This is a genomic window from Rhodococcus sp. AQ5-07 (assembly GCF_009707305.1).
Taxonomy (GTDB): Bacteria; Actinomycetota; Actinomycetes; order Mycobacteriales; family Mycobacteriaceae; genus Rhodococcus_F; species Rhodococcus_F erythropolis.
Genome location: NZ_CP046099.1, coordinates 5516629 through 5535799, shown reverse-complemented (window position 1 = coordinate 5535799; position 19171 = coordinate 5516629). Strand labels below are relative to the sequence as shown.

Sequence of the window (19171 nt, the reverse complement as noted above, 5' to 3'; positions counted from 1 at the left end):
AAAATCCCAGGAGGCTTCGATGGCTCTCGCCTATTCTCCCGATACGTCGATCGATTCGACTCGTCTTGCTTTCCTCGCCGCTGCAGTAGTTCTGTTCGCGATGCTCGCTCTCTACCTGGTCGGATTCGACCAGGGCGCTATCTCTCGCACCGGCATGTACATGCATGAATTGATGCACGACGGTCGACACTTGATGGGCCTGCCGTGCCACTAGTCGACAATTTCACGAAGCTTCTCATTCGTGGTTTGTTGGCTGGTTTGATCGCAGGCATCCTTGCCGGCGGAGTTGCATTCGTGCTGGGTGAACCGCACGTCAATGCCGCCATTGCGATCGAAGAAGCCAACAGCGCCACCGGTGAGGTTGCCGGCGAAGCCGCTGGGCATTCGCACGGTGACGAAGAAGAACCACTGGTGAGCCGCGACGGGCAGCGCGCCGGGCTGTTCCTGGCCACAGCGCTGGCCGGACTGGCACTCGGGGCGATCTTCTCGGTCGTTGCCAATTACGCTCGACGACTCACCGGAATGTCCGGGCCGTTGTTGGCGATCACCATCGCCGTCGGTGGTTGGCTGGCCATCGAGGCCGTGCCCTTCTTCAAGTACCCGGCCAATCCGCCGGCCGTCGGAGATCCCGACACCATCAACCAGCGCACACTGCTGTGGCTGGCCGCCGTGATTCTCGGGCTACTGTCCGTCACCGCGGCAGCAGCGGCGGCAAAGGCAGTTTCCGGGCACGAGTTCCTCAGCGTGCGCATCGCTGCTCCGGTGGCTGCGTTCCTGGTGATCGCCACGATCGGTTACGTCTCGCTTCCCGGCATCAACGAGGTGGGCGAGGACTTCCCGGCAACTCTGCTGTGGGAGTTCCGACTTTCCTCGCTCGCTACGCAGGCGACGCTCTGGCTCGTACTCGGGTTGGCATTCGCCTTCCTCACCGAGCGCGCGACCAAGAACACCGAAGTAGCAAAGAAGTACGCCCTTCGCTGAACCTGCTGTGCGCCTTTATTAACCGCGGGCGGTTAATAAAGGCGCACAGCAGTTCTATTTCAGCTCAGATGATGCACTTCCTGCAGTCCGTACACCGGCGTCGGGATGCCCTCGTAACGCGCCTTCAACTGCAACGCCAAGTACAGCGAGTAGTGGCGCGACTGGTGCAGATTGCCTCCGTGGAACCACAGCGCTTCCTGCTGCGTCGGCTTCCACATGTTGCGCTGCTCGCCTTCCCACGGTCCCGGATCCTTGGTGGTGTTCGACCCCAGGCCCCACACCTTGCCGACCTTGTCGGCGGTGTCCTGACCGATCAGATCCGCCACCCAGCCGTTCATCGAGCCGTAGCCGGTCGCGTAGACCACCACGTCGGCAGGCAATTCCGTACCGTCTTCGAGGATCACGCTGTTCTCGGTCAGCTCACGAATGTTGCCGTGCGCGAGCTTGATGTCCCCGTTCGCGACCAGTTCGGCCGCGCCGACGTCGATGTAGTACCCCGAGCCGCGGCGTAGGTACTTCATGAACAGACCTGAACCGTCGTCGCCCCAGTCGTGCTCGAAGCCCGCCTTCTCGAGGCGATCGTAGAAATCCTTGTCGCGCTCACGGATTGCGTCGTACACCGGGATCTGGAACTCGTGCATGATCCGGTACGGCAGCGAACCGAACGTGAGGTCCGCCTTGTGCGTCGTCATGCCTGCGGCCAGTGCACGCTCCGAGTACAGATCGCCCAAGCCCAAATCCATCAGCGAATCCGACTTCACGATGTGCGTCGAGCTGCGCTGCACCATCGTGACGTCGATGCCGTTCTCCCACAGTGCACCGCAGATGTCGTGCGAGGAGTTATTGGCCCCGACCACGACGACCTTCTTGCCCACGTACTGATCCGGGCCGGGGTGCTTGCTCGAGTGGTGCTGATCGCCGAGGAACTTGTCCTGCCCGGGGAACGTCGGAACGTTGGCCTTGCCGGACATACCCGTCGCCATCACCAACTGCTTGGGACGCAACGTCAGCTTCTCGCCGTTGCGGTTGACCTCGACGGTCCATTCCTGGGTCTTCTCGTCGAACGACGCGGAGGTGCAGGTCGTGGAACTCCAGTACGGAACCTCCATGACCTTGGTGTACATCTCGAGCCAGTCGCCGATCTTGTCCTTGGGCGCGAACACCGGCCAGTTGTCGGGGAACGGCATGTATGGCAGGTGGTCGTACCAAACCGGATCGTGCAGGCACAGGGACTTGTAGCGTCCGCGCCACTGGTCGCCGGGTCGCTCGTGGCTGTCGATCACGATGGCCGGAACTCCGAGTTGGCGCATCCGGGCACCGAGGGCGATGCCTCCCTGTCCGCCGCCGACGATCACGACGTAAGGCTGTGTGGTGTAACCGAGTTCGCGATCCTCGATCTCCTTCTGCTCGGCCCACGTGATGCGGTTCGGGCCTGCTCCGTGCTTGGCTCCACGAGGCCGGCGAGTGCCCTTACCTTCTTCGTGTCCCTTCAATTCCTGCAACGACGTCAGCAGGGTCCAACCTTCATCTCCTTTCAAACGAAGGTGCCCGTGCGCGCGACCGGTTGCAGTCTCGAATTCGATCCAGGCCGACGTGACGCCGTCGGCTTCGTCGGGTGTCTCGGTGGTCCGGAATCCCGAAGGATCGGTGTCGTCGAGACGCTCGGAGAGCATGTCGGCAATCTGCTCGCGACCTTCGACGGTCTTGATGTTCCAGGTGAACGACACCAAGTCTCGCCAGAAGCTGTCGAGTGCAAATTTGCCTGCCACACGCTCGATGTCACGAGCCGCGAGGGCCGACTCGAAATCCGCCAGCCAGGCGTCGACGCGTTCCTGAGGTGTCACCGCCGTCAACTTCACCTCGGGGGTGACTGCGGAATCGATGGTTTGCGTCATCACTTCTCCTTGTTTGTGAATGTGACACACAGCACATCCCATAAGTGGCCCCGGTCACAAGCGTTGCAGTCTGTTGCAATCAGCGGGCGCGGTGCCGCCGCCCGATACCGGTTACCCGCACCGATGTGCGGGCAACCGACTCACCCCTCAGTAGGCTTGAATTTGCCGAGTCCCAGCGACTGAAATCCCACGACGTAGAACAGCGTCCACAACACGGCCCAGTCCACGAAACCCAGTGCATTGCCGTGTAATCCGTCGACAACTGCCGGCTCGTGAAGAATGTGCTCTGCCGCAAAGCGGTAATAGAACAAGAATGTGACCACCGCGAGCGCAAACGTGAGCAGCGCGCGGATCGCCAGGTTGACCCCGTCCGCAAAGCCCGTGGGCTTGTTACCGAAGGCGTTGGCCCAGAAGATCATCCAGAAGGCCCAGCACACACCGAGCTGCGCCGGGAACTGATGGACCACACCACCCAACTCGGCAACGGCATCGCTTCCCACCAACACCTTCACGACCGGAAGTGCCACGAAGTACAAGCCGGTTCCGACGGCGAAGTTACCGATCGTGGCTGCGAGCGCCGTCTTACCGCCGCCGCCGAACAGTCGCCACGGCCAGTTGTCGAGCGTCTGGCCAGTCAGGATCACGACCACCACGACGCAGTAGAACCACCCGAGTACGGTGTCGACGGTCATCAACGGATCCGTGGCGGACAGCGACACGGACGGCAGACCGAACACGAAGTACAGCGCCAGCGTCGGAACGGCGACAAACGCGATCTCACACAAACCCACCAACGGCTGCTTCATCCCTAGGGAAGTCCACGGCCAATGCTGCCAGTTCAGGACCACCATCACCCAGGTCCCGAAGCCGAAGAGCACGAACAGCGCACCCGCGAAATATCCGAGGCCGCCCTCACGATCGGCCGCGAAATCCGGGTACAAACTCCCCAAGCCGTTTGCCAGGAGCCACGTCACCACGACGGCGAAGGCCGCGGTCGCGACCATGATCGCCAAGCCTTTCGCCGGCTGTGGGAGTCGATCGAAGCCGGCGAACTCGCAATTGAAGCCGATGAACACAACAAAAAGGATTGCCCAGAAAAGCGCCGCGTTGAACGGCAGAGGATAGAAACTCCAGGGACTGGTGGTCGGATCGGCCAGAAGGTACCAACTCGCCACGGCCAGCACGAGAACGATCACGAGGTTCGCGATCCCGAACCCGATCCAGCGGCGTGACGGTTGTCGGCTCGGCGTGGCCGGTTCCGTGGGTGTGTCGACTGTAGCGGTCATGTGCCCTCTCCCAGATTGTCTCGCAAGATGATTCGCGAAGTGGTGGCGCAACTATGGAACCGTCGCGCGGGGTACCGGGAGGGTTGCCGAGGGTTGCAACTGCTGTCCGATTTTCCGGAATTGCAACACGGTGCAACCCTTCCGCATTGTGGTCGCCGTCACATACAAATCACTCACCGGTTCACAACCGACTGGTTCACTGCTTACGAGGAGATCTGCATGAGCATCACGGGCAAGGTAGTACTGGTCACCGGCGCCGGCCAAGGAATCGGACGCGGAATCGCTCTCCGCCTCGCCCACGACGGCGCCGACATCGCGTTGGTCGACCTCGACCAGACCAAGCTGGATGCGGTTGCCGACGAGATCAGACAGATCGGTCGTCGTGCGACGACGTTTATCGCCGATGTCAGCGATCGCGCGCAGGTTCACGCCGCAGTCGAACACGCGCACAGTGAGTTGAGCGGATTCGACGTCATCGTCAACAACGCGGGAATCGCTCTCGTCGGCCCGATCTCCGATGCGACGCCGGAAGAGGTCTCCAAGATCTGGAGCGTCAACGTCGACGGTGTCCTGTGGGGAATTCAAGCTGCAGCGGCAAAGTTCCAGGCGCTCGGTCAGCGCGGAAAGATCATCAACGCGTCGTCCATTGCCGGTCACGACGGGTTCGCCATGTTAGGTGTTTACAGCGCAACAAAATTCGCGGTCAGGGCCCTCACTCAGGCTGCGGCCAAGGAATACGCGTCCGACGGAATCACCGTCAACGCGTACTGCCCCGGCGTCGTGGGCACCGACATGTGGGTGACGATCGACAAGAGGTTCGCCGAGTTGACCGGTGCGCCAGAGGGCGCCACCTACGAGAAGTTCGTCGGCGGAATTGCGCTGGGTCGAGCTGAAACCCCCGACGACGTAGCCGGTTTCGTCTCTTACCTCGCTGGGCCCGATTCCGACTACATGACCGGGCAGGCCGGTCTCATCGACGGCGGTCTCGTCTACCGCTGACCGAGGTGTCTTCGCTGAAAGCGGTGTCTTCACTGAAAAAGCGGTTGCCAGAGCCTGCGATGCCGCCCGGCGAGGATCCTCGCGACTACGCGAGGACCCTCGCCGCGGTGTACGACGCGACGATGGCCGGAGACCGCGCACCAGCCCGCCCAAGGGACGTGGTTCGCCAATCGTGGCAGCGCCTGCGCGAACTCGGTATCGATCCCGAGCACAGCCGGGTCGAACCGTCGATGGACGTCGCCGAACTCGATCTCCGTCGTCGTGAGTCCGGACTGTACGACGTGCTCGACGACGTGACACGCGGACTCGAATCGGTCACCGCGAGCGGTGAGAACATCATGGTCGTCGCAGACCTTCGCGGAACTGTACTGTGGCGCAGCGGGTCCCATCGCGTACTGGACCAAGCTGCGCGTCTGGGATTTGTCGAAGGGGCGAACTGGGCGGAGGACAGCGTCGGCACCAACGCCATCGGAACGGCATTGGTGTCACGACAGGCGGTTCAGATCTTCTCGGCGGAACACTATGCGCGCAGCCATCATCCGTGGACGTGTGCAGGGGCACCCATCCGCGATCCGCGGGACGACCGTGTCATCGGCGTCGTCGACATCAGTGGTCCTGCCAAGACCGTCCATCCCACGACGCTCGCTCTGGTCGACGCCGTCGCACGCCTCGCTCAATCACACCTGCGCGACAAGCATCGGGACAACCTCGATCAACTACGTTCTGTTGCAGGGCCGATGCTTGCACGAAGCGGATCACCCGCATTGGTGATCGACACCCACGGATGGGTCGCAGCGGTCGACGCGTTACCTCATCGCTCGCGCGTGCTGCTCCCCGCAGCTTTGGCTCCCGGCAGGGCATGGTTCCCGGCACTGGGCCTGTGCGAACTGGATCCGCTTCCCGGCGGGTGGCTGGTTAGACCGATCACCACCGGCGAGAGAATCAGCGCGCCCACGGTACATATCGATCTGCGCGATTCCGAGAACATGTCGGTGACCGTCACGTCGGGTTTCGGCGAATGGGCATACGCCCCCACCCAACGACACGCGGAGATTCTGTTCCTCCTCGGATCCGAGAGACGGGGACTGACTGCATCTCGGTTGGCGCAAGATCTGTTCGGCGACCCGGCCCGCACGGTGACCGCGCGGGCCGAGATGTCGCGTCTGCGAAAGAACCTCGCCGGAGTTGTTGCAGCGCAGCCGTACCGGTTCGTCGATGCAGCGCACGTGACGTTGTCCTGCCCCGTGAACGGCGCACATCTGTTGCCGTTTTCGAACGCCCCGGCGGTGCGTGCCGCTCGCCTTTCTCAGGCCGGTTCGGAGGCCTGAGTAAGCAACTGCAGAAACACCTCTTCGGGCTGAGCGCCCGACACGGCAACCGCACGGTTGGCGACAAAGAACGGAACGCCGCTGACCTGCAGTTGGCGGGCCATGGACAGATCTTCGCGGACAGCCTCCGCTGCGGCATCGGAATCGAGTTGCTCGCGCACGACATCGGCGTCGAGGCCGACGCTCACGGCCAACTCGACCAGCACCTCACGGTCGTCGATCACCAAGCCGTCGCTGAAGTGCGCTTTGAACAGCGCTTCGAGGAGTTCGTTCTGCCGCTCACCCGCGAGATGCAGCAACCTGTGCGCATCAAACGTATTGGCGGCGATCACGGTTTCGAAGTCCAAGGTCAACCCGACCTCGGCGGCCGTCGCGCTGACGTGGGCGAACATCTGACGTACCTGATCAGGCGCCATCCCCTTCATTTCGACCAAGGCGTCGAGTTCGGTTCGGCCCTCTCCCACCGGCGTCTCCGGCGCGAGCTGGTACGAGCGCCAGATGACGTTGACGCGGTCCTTGTTCTCGAAACGATCCAGCGCCGAGAGGAACCTGGTCTTTCCGATGTAGCACCACGGACAAGCGACGTCCGACCACACTTCGATGGTCACGTCTTGGTCAATCACGATTTGATCAGTCACCGAAGGTGCAACAACGAACAGGGTAGGGATTAGTCCCGAGTCACGTCACAAGGCCACACCGGAACGCGATCAACGATGCACTCACGCGGTTGGGCACACCCAGCTTGGCGAACAGCGAAGAGATATGCGTCTTGACGGTGGTCTCACCGAGGTACAACCGCTCCGCGATGACGCTGTTGGCCGCGCCTGTCGCCAGGATTGTCAGCACTTCGCGCTCGCGCTCGGTGAGCGAAGCGAGCGGAGTCTGATCGGGCGCTTGCCGCCGCGGCGACGAGGCCACGATGGCGCGCAGAGAATCGCAACTGAACAACGAGTGGTCCGACGCCACTACCCGCACTGCCTGCTGGAACGCCTGCGGAGCTGCGTCCTTGCTCAGGAAACTGTGCGCGCCCGCCTCGACTGCCTGCACAACCATGTCGTCGACGTCGAAGGCGGTCATGGCAATGACCTTCGGCGGATTACTCATGGTCATCAATTCACGCGTGGCCTCCAAGCCACCGACCCGTGCCATCTTCAGATCCATCAGCACCACGTGGGGACGAAAACGAGTGACCTTGGCTGCGACCTGATCGCCGTCCTCGGCCTCGGCAACCACCACGATGTCCGGCGCTGCTTCCAGGATGTCCTTCATCCCGCGCCGAACCCACGCGTCGTTGTCGACGATCAAAACTGTGATGCGCGAGTCAGCGTCCATAGTGCGCTCAGATTACCCAGAGCCCCCGACAGTTAGAGGGTGGGAGGGCTACGACGACCAGGGCACCCAGCAACTGACGAGGAAATCGTCCCCCAACGCGCCTGCCTCCACCTTGCCGCCGATCTCTCGCGCCTGTTCGGCCAACCCGCGTAGGCCGGATCGAGAACCGATCGACGTCATGGGTGCAAGCTCGCTCAGCTTGTTGCGTGCGAGGATGCGGATTCCGTCGTGCGGCGACCCGGTCACGGAAATGACGAGCATCTGGTCGCTCGCGTACTTCTGGACGTTGGTCAACGATTCCTGAACGACGCGATAACAGACATGCCCCGCCAACATTCCGACATCACCCGGGAGCAACTCGGATTCGAGACGGCAGTGGATGCCTGCCGCGCGTGCACTGTTGACCAGGTTACCGATCGCGTCGATCCCCTGGTGCCCACCGTGTTCGCGGCGATCACCGCTTCCCCTGAGCACTCCGACGATTCCCTTCAATTCGTCCAAAGCCTCGTGGGCGGTGGTTCTGATCATCGCTGCGGTGTTGACGACCTTCTCGGGATTGTCTGCCGCGCTGACCTGCAACCCGCCGGCGAACAACGAGATCCGGCTCAAACTGGCCGCGATCGTGTCGTGCATGTCGCGAGCGATCCGCGTTCGTTCCTCGGTGCGAATCATCTCGTCGCGCATCACGTCGGTTTTCTCGGTGGCCAGATCCCGTACGTGCTCTGCCTCGACGAGTTCGGTTCTGGTCCGAATCAGGAGCGAGAGCGCCACGACAATGCCGACCATGACGGCAGCGACGAGCCACGGGATCCAGATGGCGACGTCGTATTGAACAACCACCGAACCGTCTTTGGGTTTCGCGGTGCCCATCGTGAGAACGGAGTACTCACGATTTCGAAAAGCGTCGTAGGTCAACGAAATTCCGCACACGACGAAGACAGCTGCCGCGGATGCTGCAAGCCGAGGCCCACGCGCGATCCGAGCAACGGCGAACAACGCGATGAGCGCCGCCGTCGCATCGGTGGGGAAGAACAGCGGGCCGACCAGCGTGATCGCCAGAACCACCCAGGGATGTTGATGGCGCCAGACAAGCGATATCCCACCGGCCACGCCCAGGACGAACCCGATCCCGACCAATGCCGGTGGCATATTTCCCGACGCGCCTGCGATGCCCACCGTCATGAAGGAACAGAAAAGGCTGAATGCGACGGCGGCGGTAGTCCATACGCGTCGTCGCACAACGGTTCCTTTGGTGGTGATCACCGAGCAAGCGTATCCACCGCCACCGACGCCTCGAATCAGCCGAACGGGTGGACGAACCGTCAAGCTCCGACCGAAAGGATGAGGCTCCCCGATCTTTCGACCGAAGCGGTGAGCGGTCCCCACATCGTTGACTTGTGCCATACCAACTCTCGAAAGGCGCACATCATGCGATCACTCCGTACTCCCCTCGCCCTCCTCGCCGTCGGCGCAGCCCTGTTCGCAACCATCGCCTCGGGCGAGACCGACGAAGCGAAGAAGGTCGACGACAACGGTTCTTCCGCCGCACCCGCGGCTGCCTTCGGCATCGGTGACGTCGTCGAACTGGGCGACTGGCGCGTCCAGGTACACGGCGTTGTCGATCCCTATGTCTCGACCAATCAGTTCATCACCGCGGATCCCGGAAACCGCTACGTCGTGGTCGACACCGAGGTCACCAACAACAGCGACAAGCCGTCGACCGTGTCATCGATGATGTGCTTCGAACTGCAGGACTCGACCAACAAGTCGTACAACATCACGTTCACCGACAGCAGCACGTCGAGCGTCGACGGAGAGCTTGCGCCGGGTGCAGCCAAGCGAGGCGAATTGGCGTACGAGGTCCCCGAAGCCGCCACCGGTCTTCGCCTTCAGTTCAAGTGCGACCTGTTCTCGTCCGGCTCGGCAACCATCAACCTGTCGTGAACCGCCCGGGCGATCTGCTGCTGAGTCCGTGGGCGCTGGTCTCGGTGTCCGTCATCTTGGTCAACGACCACGTACTCAAAGGGGCATTCGGGAACACGATGACGGGCAAGCTGTCCGACGTCGCCGGCGTGTTCCTGTTTCCCTTGCTTCTGCTCTCGGTTCTCGAGGTGCTCAGACGAAAGCTGGCGGGGCGAGCAGCGATCGCCTGGTCCATCGCGGTCACGGGCATCGGCTTCGCCGCGGTGAAGACGGTCTCGCCGATCGGCGACGCGTACGAGTGGGTGATCGGGTTTTTCCGCTGGACCGCAGGAGGATTCCGCGGCGAGCTCTTGCCGATCGTGGTCTTTCGTGATCCCTCGGATCTGTGGGTGCTCCCGATATTGTTCGCAAGCTACCTGGTCGTCACACACAACCGCACTCGGGCGCCGGAGGGGGCGCCCGAGCACGAGGTGATCAGTCCAGTGCCGCATCCAACGTGATGTCGACGCCGGTCAGTGCCTTGCTGATCGGGCACGTTTCCTTGGCCGCCTGGGCAACCTTGGCAAAACCGTCGGCGTCGAGGCCGTCGACCTCGGCGCGAACGGTGAGCTTGATTCCGGTGAGCTTGAAGCCGACCGTGTCGGGGCCCAGCGACACGTCTGCGGTGATGTCGAGGCTCTGCGGGGTTCCGCCGGCCTCGGCGATCAGTGCCGACAACTGCATCGCGTAGCAGGACGAATGTGCCGCGGCGATCAGTTCTTCGGGGCTGGTGGTTCCGCCGGCTTCCTCAGCTGCGCGCTTGGGGAACGACACATCGAAGGTCGCGACACCCGAGCTGGTGAGTTCGACCTGTCCCGACCCGGCTTCGAGGGTGCCGTTCCAGGCGGTGCGTGCGGTACGAGTTGGCATTGCTGTCCCTACTTCCGTCTTCACATGATTCGGTGAACGCCTTGCGATCACGAACCTACCCGCGATACGTGAAGTCACACCTACTGTTTCGGACTGCGCTACCCCAGGAGAGTCGCGGTCAGCAATTTCTCGACGCGTACTTGCGCGGAGTTCTCCGAGGAAAAGTGCACGATCCTGCCGATGTCGAACACCAGACCAAGCGCCGCGTGGACGAGGAACCGCGCTTGGACGATCGTCAACTCCGGCCGCGCCTCGACGCACAAGTGCGCCCACTCCTCCACGTTGAGCCGCTGGATGTTCCGCAACTCTGTCCGCGACCGGTCCGGCAAGCTGCCGATCTCGGCGAAATACACCGCCAACAGTTCGCTTCTGCCGAACGACACCTCGACGTACATCTTGGCCAATGTCTCTACGGCCGCGAGTGGTGTCTCCGACTCCGCCAACGCCGAACCCAACGTCATCGTCAGGCGATCGGACGCCCGGTGGAAAGCCGCGGCGAGTAGATCGGCCTTGCTCGCGAAGTGCCGGTACACGCTCGACGCGTTGATACCCGCTGCGGCGCCGATCTCCTCGATACTCACGTCGTGATAGCCGCGCTGATAGAACAGCAATACGGCTTCCTGAAGCAGCACTTCACGTTTCGACGTCCGGGCAAGGCCGGGTTTGCGTTCGGGCGCCTGTTTCTTGCCGCCGCCCTTCGCACCAACGGGCAACTCGACGCCGATGACCGACCAACAAGCTGCGAGAATCAACGATTCGATCTGCTTGGCGGACAACGCCGATCGATGACCGGTGATACTGGCGATCACGCTGAGCACAGCCGGTGCGATCAGCTCGACGTCGGCCGGGTCCAGTTCCGGGCGCACTGCGGCCAACGGCTCGGCAATCCGAAGATTGAGCGTGCGCATTCCCTCCCGCAATTGCTCACGATCCTCGTCGACCAGGTACCGGCCCTCCCAACGGTAGAGCCCTCCCCTACGCCGATTCTCGATCGTCGCGCGGATGACCCCCACCATGGTGGAGTTCAACTGCTCGCGTGGATCGTCGTTTCCGTGTACCGCGGGATCGCTGGCATCCAGCAACGCCTGGGTCAGGTTGTTCACGGTGTAGACGAACAGCGCGTATTTCGTGGGGAAATGACGATAGAGGGCCGGCCCGGAGATTCCGACCTTCGCTGCGATCTCGTCGATGCCGACCGCGTGGTAGCCACGTTCACTGAATGCCTCCGCGGCAGCGGCCGCGATTTGGGCCTTCCGATTCTTCGGACGCGTTCGTGGTGCAGAGCCACTGCCGCTCACGGAGACGCGTGTCTGTCCGGGCACCTGACCCTCCACTTCCGTTGCTTTCTTCCACTGCCTTCGTCCGCTGCACCGCACTTCTACGGGCGCGAGTCCGAACGGACCATGTTAACCGTCGCGAAGGTCGCAATTCGCGCCCGGTATGGCTTCACCCGAAACCCTACAACGCGGCTGTCACGGCGGACGGATTCCGGAAAAAGAGTCTTGACACCCGCTCTCACACCGGTGTTATGTTAGTGATGATTCGCACAAACTTGCACGCAGTCCGCTGGCGGGCTCGTTCCATGCAGCACAGGATTTTTATTCGCCTGCAATAGGGTTCGATGCCGATTGACCGATCGTAAGAAAGTAGTTGTGAGCAGATGATTCGCACTCGCTTCACCGAGATGTTCGGCGTAGACCATCCGATCGTGCAGGGCGGCATGATGTGGGTAGGACGCGCAGAACTTGTTGCGGCCACGGCAAATTCCGGTGCCCTGGGGTTCCTGACCGGCCTTACCCAACCCACTCCGGAAGATCTCGTCAAGGAAATTGCTCGGACCCGCGATCTCACCGACAAGCCGTTCGGCGTCAATCTCACGATTCTGCCGTCGATCACGCCGCCGCCGTACGCCGAATATCGCCAGGCGATCATCGAATCCGGGATCAAGATCGTCGAGACGGCCGGTTCCAATCCGATCGATCATCTTCCGCATTTCAAGGACGCGGGCGTGAAGGTGATCCACAAGTGCACTGCAGTTCGTCACGCGGTCAAGGCCGAGAGACTGGGCGTCGACGCCGTCAGCATCGACGGCTTCGAATGCGCCGGACACCCAGGTGAAGACGACATACCAGGGCTGATTCTGATTCCGGCGGCCACGCAGCAACTCACGATTCCGGTGATCGCGTCAGGCGGAATCGCAGATTCCCGCGGACTCGTCGCGGCGCTTGCGCTCGGAGCAGACGGCGTCAACATGGGAACTCGATTCATGTGCACCGTGGAATCTCCTGTAGCACAATCGGTTAAAGAGCAGATAGTCGCCAACACCGAGCGTGACACCAAGCTGATTTTCCGGACTCTGCACAACACCGCACGCGTAGCAGCGAATGCGATCAGCGCCGAAGTCGTCGACATCGAGGCGCGCGGCGACGCGCAGTTCAGCGACATCCAGCATCTGGTCGCCGGGGCACGCGGGCGCAAGGTCTTCGAAGACGGCGATCTCGATGCAGGCATCTGGTCCGCCGGGCAAAGCCAAGGGTTGATCAACGACATCCCGACCGTCGCCGACATGATCGACCGCATGGTCTCGGAGGCCGAACACCTCATCACCTCACGGCTTTCCGGATTCGTCACCGCTGTGAGCGCGGCATGACCGCCACCGCCGAGACGGGCTTTCGCTCCGAAAACACCGACGGTGTACTGCGATTGACCTTCGACCGCCCGAAGCGGATGAACGCGATCGATCTACCCACGATGACTGCTTTCGCAGCCGCCGTCAGAGAGGGCGGCGCAGACCCGAGAGTTCGTACCATCGTGATCACCGGATCCGGTCGAGCGTTCTGCACCGGAGCCGATCTTGCGGCAGCGGCCCTCAACCCCGCAGACCCGAAAGTTGTCATGGATGCCGCGACTTCTCTGATTCGCGCCATCACCAGCGCCCCGGTCCCGGTGATCGCCGCGGTCAACGGCCCGGCAGCCGGCGTCGGAGTGTCCATCGCCCTGGCCGCGGACCTGACGTACGCAGCATCGAGCGCCTATTTCCTCCTCTCGTTCGTCAACATCGGCCTGATGCCCGACGGCGGCGCCAGTGCGCTGGTGCCGGCAGCGATCGGACGTGCCAGAGCGGCCGAGATGGCGTTGCTGGGCGAGCGGGTTTCCGCCGAGGACGCAGAGCGTTTCGGGCTCGTGTCCCGCACCGTCGCAGACGACGCGTTCGACGTACTCGTCGACTCGGTCGTCGATCGCACGTCGAAGGCTCCCCGACGCGCACTCGAACTCACCAAGCGCGCACTCAATGCAGCGACGCTGGACCGCCTCGATGCCGCGTTGGAGCTCGAAAATACCGGTCAGGCAGAACTTCTCACCGGTGACGACTTCAAAGAAGGCGCGATGGCGATGCTGCAGAAGCGCGCACCGCACTTCAAGTAGTCATTGCGAATTTTCGTTAACAAAACCACTGTGAGAATCGACGGCTCACTGTAGCCTGAGTCACACAATCACCCACGCATGAGAGGAACCCATCGATGGCCTCCACCGATGCAGTCTCCGAGGCGCAGCGTTCACGCCGCACCAACTGGAACAATCAGATCGCCAGGCATGCGCAGATGATTCCCGATCGCACCGCGCTGCGATTCTTGGGCGATTCCATCACCTGGAGCACCCTCGACGCACGCGTCGAGAAGCTGGCAGACGCTCTAGCCCGACGCGGCGTCAGCTTCGGCGACCGCGTGCTCATCCTGATGCTCAATCGCCCCGAATACCTCGAGATCGTGCTCGCGACCAACGCATTGGGCGCGATAGCTGTTCCGGTGAACTTCCGTCTCACGCCACCCGAGATCGCGTACCTGGTCAACGACTCCGGCTCCAAAGTCATTGTCGCCGAGGGACCATTGGCTCCACTGGCCGGAGCGGCGCGTGCCGCGTCAGAGGGTATCGACATCTCCATCACCGTAGGCGCCCCCGCCGAGGGTGACAGCCTGAACTACGAGGACCTGATCAGCGAGGCGGGCGAGCCGCACGCGTTCGTCGACATCCCGGACGACACTCCTGCACTCATCATGTACACCTCGGGAACCACCGGTCGCCCCAAGGGTTCGGTGCTCTCCCACTCCAACCTGTCTTCGCAAGCATTGACCTGTATCAGGGCCTTCCACCTGTTCAATGCCGATTCCATCGGCTTCTGCGCGTCGCCCATGTTCCACATCGCGGCCCTCGGTTCCATCGCGCCGAGCCTGCAACTCGGCACGACCACGGTGATCCATCCGGTCGGCGCATTCGACCCTGGTCAACTACTCGACATTCTCGAAGCCGAGAAGGTCACCAGCTTGTTCCTCGTGCCCGTGCAATGGCAGGCCGTGTGCGCAGTGCAGAAGGCGCAACCTCGAGCACTGTCGCTGAAGAACATCTCGTGGGGCGCCGCACCATCGTCCGATACCATCCTGCGGGCAATGGCCGAAATCTTCCCGGACGCGTTCAATGTCGCAGTCTTCGGTCAGACCGAGATGTCGCCCATCACTTGCGTTCTCGACGGTGAGGATGCGATTCGCAAGCTCGGATCCGTCGGTCGGGTCATCCCGACCATTTCGGCCAGGGTCGTCGACGAGAACATGGACGACGTGGCGCCCGGTGAAATCGGTGAAATCGTCTACCGCGGGCCCACGATGATGAGCGAGTACTGGAACAACCCCACCGCCACCGCTGACGCCTTCCACGGTGGATGGTTCCACTCCGGCGATCTCGTTCGAGTCGACGACGAAGGCTTTGTCTACGTCGTCGATCGCAAGAAGGACATGATCATCTCCGGCGGAGAGAACATCTACTGCGCCGAGGTGGAAAACGTTCTCTACGAACACGAATTGATCGTCGAAGCGGCCGTCGTCGGTCGCCCCGACGCCAAGTGGGGTGAGGTGCCGGTAGCGATCGTCGCGATGGCGCCAGGTTCAGCCGTGGACTTGACCATCGAGGAACTGAGCAGCTTCCTCAATGATCGTCTCGCGCGCTACAAGCACCCGAAGGACATCGTCGTCGTGGAAGCTCTGCCGCGCAATGCAAGCGGCAAGGTCGTCAAGGGCGAACTGCGAGAGAAGGTCCGAGCGGTCGACGCAGTTTCCTGACTCCACACGCAAACGGGCGGCACCTCCAGCGGGGTGCCGCCCGTTTGCGTGTGCCCGTCAAGCGCTCTGCGAATGCAACTTCCGATGCAGTTCTCGCACCAGCGGAACCAACTCCGGCACCGGACCTTCGACCGGGACGTTCGGCGCAACCTCGTTGACGGACAGAGACTTCACCGGCGCCGGGGCCGCACCCCACTCCGCGAGCCAGTCGCCGAGTTGAGCCGAAGAGCAGATGTAGACGATACGTCCGAGGCCCACCCATGCGTGCGCAGCCGAACACATCGCGCAGTGCTCTCCCGAGGTGAATACCGTTGCCGTCGAACGCTCTTCCGGCGTCAGATACTGAGCCGCCCACCGAGCCAGCTCGAACTCGGGGTGGCGAGTGTTGTCGCCGCCCGCGATCCTGTTTCGATCTTCCGCCAGAAATGTTCCGTCGGCCGCTGCCAGGACGGAACCGAAAGGTTCGTCGCCGGCATCCAACGCTTCCGTTGCCAATTCGACGCAACGGCGCAGGTGACCCAGTTCGATGTCGTTCATGTGTACGCCCTCTCCCGTGATACACGAAACGGGCGGCACCGGTGAGGTGCCGCCCGTTCGTTACTTACTCTGCTGTACTACTCTGCTGCGCTTTCGCTTTCGCCGGCCTTGGTCAGCTCGATCGGCGGTGCGTCCGGCACGTCGATCGGCTTCTTGGTAGGCGTGAACGTGAACTTCGCGTCCTCGCCCGAGCCTTCGCCGTCCCAGTTCTCGACGTCGACGAGCACGATGTGGCCGGGTCCGATCTCTCCGAAGAGGATCTTCTCGGACATCTGGTCCTCGATCTCGCGCTGGATGGTGCGACGCAGCGGTCGTGCACCCAGTACCGGATCGAATCCGCGCTTGGCCAGAAGCGACTTGGCCTTGTCGGTGACCTCCATGGCCATGTCCTTGTTCTTGAGTGCCGCCTCGACGCGAGCGAGCATCAGGTCGACCATCTGAACGATCTGCTCGTTCGTGAGCTGATGGAAGACGACGATGTCGTCGATACGGTTCAAGAACTCGGGACGGAAGTGCTTCTTCAGCTCGTCGTGCACCTTGAGCTTCATGCGCTCGTAGTTCGACTCCGTGCCCGTTCCCGAGCTGAAGCCCAGGCCGACTGCCTTGGAGATGTCCGACGTACCGAGGTTGGACGTGAAGATCAGCACCGTGTTCTTGAAGTCGACGGTACGTCCCTGACCGTCGGTGAGACGGCCGTCCTCGAGCACCTGCAGGAGGGTGTTGTAGATCTCCTGGTGTGCCTTCTCGATCTCGTCGAACAGCACAACGCTGAACGGCTTGCGGCGCACCTTCTCGGTGAGCTGGCCACCCTCTTCGTATCCGACGTACCCGGGAGGGGCACCGAACAGACGCGAAGCGGTGAAGCGGTCGTGGAACTCGCCCATGTCGATCTGGATCAGAGCGTCGTCGTCGCCGAACAGGAAGTTGGCGAGCGACTTCGCGAGCTCCGTCTTACCGACACCGGACGGGCCGGCGAAGATGAACGAGCCCGAGGGACGCTTGGGATCCTTCAGACCTGCACGCGTACGACGGATCGCCTTCGAGACGGACTTGACTGCCTCTTCCTGGCCGATGATCCGCTTGTGCAGTTCCTCTTCCATGCGGAGCAGACGAGTGGTCTCCTCCTCGGTGAGCTTGAAGACGGGGATACCGGTCCAGTTGCCCAGAACCTCGGCGATCTGCTCGTCGTCGACCTCGGCGATGACGTCCAGGTCGCCCGCACGCCACTGCTTCTCACGCTCAGCGCGCTGAGCAACGAGGGTCTTCTCCTTGTCACGCAGGTTCGCAGCCTTCTCGAAGTCCTGCGCGTCGATCGCGGACTCCTTCTCGCGACGCGCGTCGGCGATGCGATCGTCGAATTCGCGCAGGTCCGGCGGTGCAGTCATCCGACGGATGCGCATTCGCGCGCCCGCCTCGTCGATGAGGTCGATCGCCTTGTCCGGCAAGAAGCGGTCGTTGATGTAGCGGTCGGCCAGCGTCGCCGCTGCCACGAGAGCACCGTCCGTGATGGAGACACGGTGGTGAGCCTCGTAGCGGTCACGAAGACCCTTGAGGATCTCGATGGTGTGCTCGACGGTCGGCTCGCCCACCTGAACGGGCTGGAAACGACGCTCGAGAGCGGCATCCTTCTCGATGTACTTGCGGTACTCGTCGAGAGTGGTAGCACCGATGGTCTGCAGCTCACCGCGGGCAAGCTTGGGCTTGAGGATGGAGGCCGCGTCGATAGCGCCCTCGGCCGCGCCCGCACCAACGAGGGTGTGCAGCTCGTCGATGAACAGGATGATGTCTCCGCGGGTGTTGATCTCCTTGAGAACCTTCTTCAGGCGCTCTTCGAAGTCACCGCGGTAACGGCTGCCGGCCACGAGCGACCCGAGGTCGAGCGTGTACAGCTGCTTGTCCTTGAGGGTCTCGGGGACCTCACCGTTGACGATTGCCTGAGCCAGGCCCTCGACCACAGCGGTCTTACCGACACCGGGTTCACCGATGAGAACCGGGTTGTTCTTGGTACGACGCGAGAGAACCTGCATGACGCGCTCGATTTCCTTCGAGCGGCCGATGACCGGGTCCAGCTTGCCTTCGAGGGCAGCTTGCGTCAGATTGCGACCGAACTGGTCGAGCACGAGCGAGGTGGACGGCGTGCCGGCCTCTCCGCGGGTGCCACCGGTTTCGGTGGGCTCCTTGCCCTGGTAGCCCGACAGCAGCTGGATGACCTGCTGGCGGACACGGTTGAGATCGGCACCGAGCTTGACCAGAACCTGGGCTGCTACGCCCTCACCCTCACGGATGAGACCGAGCAGAATGTGCTCCGTACCGATGTAGTTGTGTCCGAGCTGCAGCGCTTCGCGCAGACTCAGCTCGAGGACTTTCTTGGCGCGCGGTGTGAAGGGGATGTGACCGGACGGAGCCTGCTGGCCCTGGCCGATGATCTCCTCGACCTGGCTGCGGACTCCCTCGAGGGAGATACCCAACGACTCCAACGACTTGGCTGCAACACCTTCGCCCTCGTGAATGAGGCCGAGAAGGATGTGCTCCGTGCCGATGTAGTTGTGGTTGAGCATCCTGGCTTCTTCTTGAGCCAGGACAACAACGCGCCGCGCGCGATCGGTGAACCTCTCGAACATCGCTCTCCCTCACACTCTCCGGCGGGCAGGTTCGAGACCGGATGTCTCGTCCCTGGTCGCCGCGTTTCGCTCCGGCACTACAGACTGATCGCCTCGCCGGTCAGCGGACTGACGTCCACGAATCGACAAAGGTTGCACGACCCCACTTATTACTCTAGAGGGCGCGAAGTCCACCTGCTGCTCCTCCACCCGATTGGCGGCGGAAGCCGGACTGCTTACCGTTCACAACGTCGCAGCTGAGGGAATCGT

General features: G+C 62.4%; 18 protein-coding genes. 9 read left to right on the top strand and 9 right to left on the bottom strand.

The window, feature by feature from the left end; translation table 11 throughout:
- The first annotated feature begins 19 nt into the window (after positions 1–19).
- Together GJB56_RS25770 and GJB56_RS25765 are read left to right on the top strand one after the other, a co-directional pair.
- Complete coding sequence (locus GJB56_RS25770) at positions 20–214, top strand: CbtB domain-containing protein (RefSeq protein WP_003945915.1); 195 nt, start codon at positions 20–22, stop codon at positions 212–214.
- On the top strand, positions 205–981 hold the full coding sequence (locus tag GJB56_RS25765) for a CbtA family protein (protein WP_019746815.1): 777 nt from the start codon (positions 205–207) through the stop codon (positions 979–981). Before GJB56_RS25770 ends, GJB56_RS25765 begins: the two co-directional genes overlap by 10 nt.
- Before the next feature lie 59 nt (positions 982–1040).
- On the opposite strand, the gene GJB56_RS25760 is transcribed toward GJB56_RS25765, so the two are convergent.
- A complete protein-coding gene (locus tag GJB56_RS25760; RefSeq protein WP_113682414.1) occupies positions 1041–2876 on the bottom strand; it encodes a flavin-containing monooxygenase in 1836 nt (611 codons plus the stop codon).
- Positions 2877–3016: 140 nt separating this feature from the next.
- Entirely contained in the window at positions 3017–4162 is a 1146-nt protein-coding gene (locus GJB56_RS25755) for a hypothetical protein (protein WP_113682075.1), read from the bottom strand.
- Between the two features lie 219 nt (positions 4163–4381).
- Between GJB56_RS25755 and GJB56_RS25750 the strand changes: the two genes are divergently transcribed.
- Together GJB56_RS25750 and GJB56_RS25745 are read left to right on the top strand one after the other, a co-directional pair.
- Positions 4382–5161, top strand: coding sequence for an acetoin reductase (locus tag GJB56_RS25750; protein ID WP_020906092.1), 780 nt, complete (start codon positions 4382–4384; stop codon positions 5159–5161).
- A gap of 59 nt (positions 5162–5220) precedes the next feature.
- Complete coding sequence (locus GJB56_RS25745; protein ID WP_047888222.1) at positions 5221–6489, top strand: GAF domain-containing protein; 1269 nt, start codon at positions 5221–5223, stop codon at positions 6487–6489.
- Here GJB56_RS25745 and GJB56_RS25740 read toward each other — a convergent pair.
- The 3 genes from GJB56_RS25740 to GJB56_RS25730 are packed head-to-tail and all read right to left on the bottom strand — an operon-like array spanning position 6468 to position 9225.
- The gene (locus GJB56_RS25740; RefSeq protein WP_230091074.1) at positions 6468–7112 is read right to left on the bottom strand and encodes a DsbA family oxidoreductase; all 645 of its coding nucleotides are present in this window, start codon (positions 7110–7112) and stop codon (positions 6468–6470) included. The genes GJB56_RS25745 and GJB56_RS25740 overlap by 22 nt on opposite strands.
- A 55-nt stretch (positions 7113–7167) precedes the next feature.
- A complete protein-coding gene (locus GJB56_RS25735) occupies positions 7168–7821 on the bottom strand; it encodes a response regulator (protein WP_019746809.1) in 654 nt (217 codons plus the stop codon).
- Positions 7822–7869: 48 nt separating this feature from the next.
- Entirely contained in the window at positions 7870–9225 is a 1356-nt protein-coding gene (locus tag GJB56_RS25730; protein ID WP_113682073.1) for a sensor histidine kinase, read from the bottom strand.
- A 24-nt stretch (positions 9226–9249) separates the two neighbouring features.
- On the opposite strand from GJB56_RS25730, the gene GJB56_RS25725 reads away from it, so the two are divergent.
- Both GJB56_RS25725 and GJB56_RS25720 read left to right on the top strand, forming a co-directional pair.
- A complete protein-coding gene (locus GJB56_RS25725) occupies positions 9250–9765 on the top strand; it encodes a DUF4352 domain-containing protein (RefSeq protein ID WP_019746807.1) in 516 nt (171 codons plus the stop codon).
- Positions 9762–10244, top strand: coding sequence for a hypothetical protein (locus GJB56_RS25720; protein WP_021342790.1), 483 nt, complete (start codon positions 9762–9764; stop codon positions 10242–10244). Before GJB56_RS25725 ends, GJB56_RS25720 begins: the two co-directional genes overlap by 4 nt.
- On the opposite strand, the gene GJB56_RS25715 is transcribed toward GJB56_RS25720, so the two are convergent.
- Together GJB56_RS25715 and GJB56_RS25710 are read right to left on the bottom strand one after the other, a co-directional pair.
- On the bottom strand, positions 10219–10653 hold the full coding sequence (locus GJB56_RS25715; protein WP_003945839.1) for an OsmC family protein: 435 nt from the start codon (positions 10651–10653) through the stop codon (positions 10219–10221). The genes GJB56_RS25720 and GJB56_RS25715 overlap by 26 nt on opposite strands.
- Before the next feature lie 98 nt (positions 10654–10751).
- Complete coding sequence (locus GJB56_RS25710) at positions 10752–11975, bottom strand: TetR/AcrR family transcriptional regulator (protein ID WP_113682413.1); 1224 nt, start codon at positions 11973–11975, stop codon at positions 10752–10754.
- Positions 11976–12313: 338 nt separating this feature from the next.
- On the opposite strand from GJB56_RS25710, the gene GJB56_RS25705 reads away from it, so the two are divergent.
- The 3 genes from GJB56_RS25705 to fadD5 all read left to right on the top strand — a co-directional run bounded on the left by GJB56_RS25705 (position 12314) and on the right by fadD5 (position 15764).
- Positions 12314–13303: an NAD(P)H-dependent flavin oxidoreductase gene (locus tag GJB56_RS25705; protein WP_019746804.1), complete on the top strand. Its 990-nt coding sequence runs from the start codon at positions 12314–12316 to the stop codon at positions 13301–13303.
- Positions 13300–14079, top strand: coding sequence for an enoyl-CoA hydratase (locus GJB56_RS25700; protein WP_113682072.1), 780 nt, complete (start codon positions 13300–13302; stop codon positions 14077–14079). Before GJB56_RS25705 ends, GJB56_RS25700 begins: the two co-directional genes overlap by 4 nt.
- A gap of 95 nt (positions 14080–14174) precedes the next feature.
- Positions 14175–15764: a fatty-acid--CoA ligase FadD5 gene (fadD5, locus tag GJB56_RS25695; RefSeq protein ID WP_113682071.1), complete on the top strand. Its 1590-nt coding sequence runs from the start codon at positions 14175–14177 to the stop codon at positions 15762–15764.
- A 57-nt stretch (positions 15765–15821) separates the two neighbouring features.
- On the opposite strand, the gene GJB56_RS25690 is transcribed toward fadD5, so the two are convergent.
- Together GJB56_RS25690 and GJB56_RS25685 are read right to left on the bottom strand one after the other, a co-directional pair.
- Complete coding sequence (locus tag GJB56_RS25690) at positions 15822–16301, bottom strand: nucleoside deaminase (RefSeq protein WP_019746801.1); 480 nt, start codon at positions 16299–16301, stop codon at positions 15822–15824.
- Positions 16302–16378: 77 nt separating this feature from the next.
- Positions 16379–18922 (bottom strand): ATP-dependent Clp protease ATP-binding subunit, encoded by a 2544-nt coding sequence (locus GJB56_RS25685; RefSeq protein WP_003945604.1) that lies wholly within the window; start codon positions 18920–18922, stop codon positions 16379–16381.
- Positions 18923–19171: the final 249 nt, after the last annotated feature.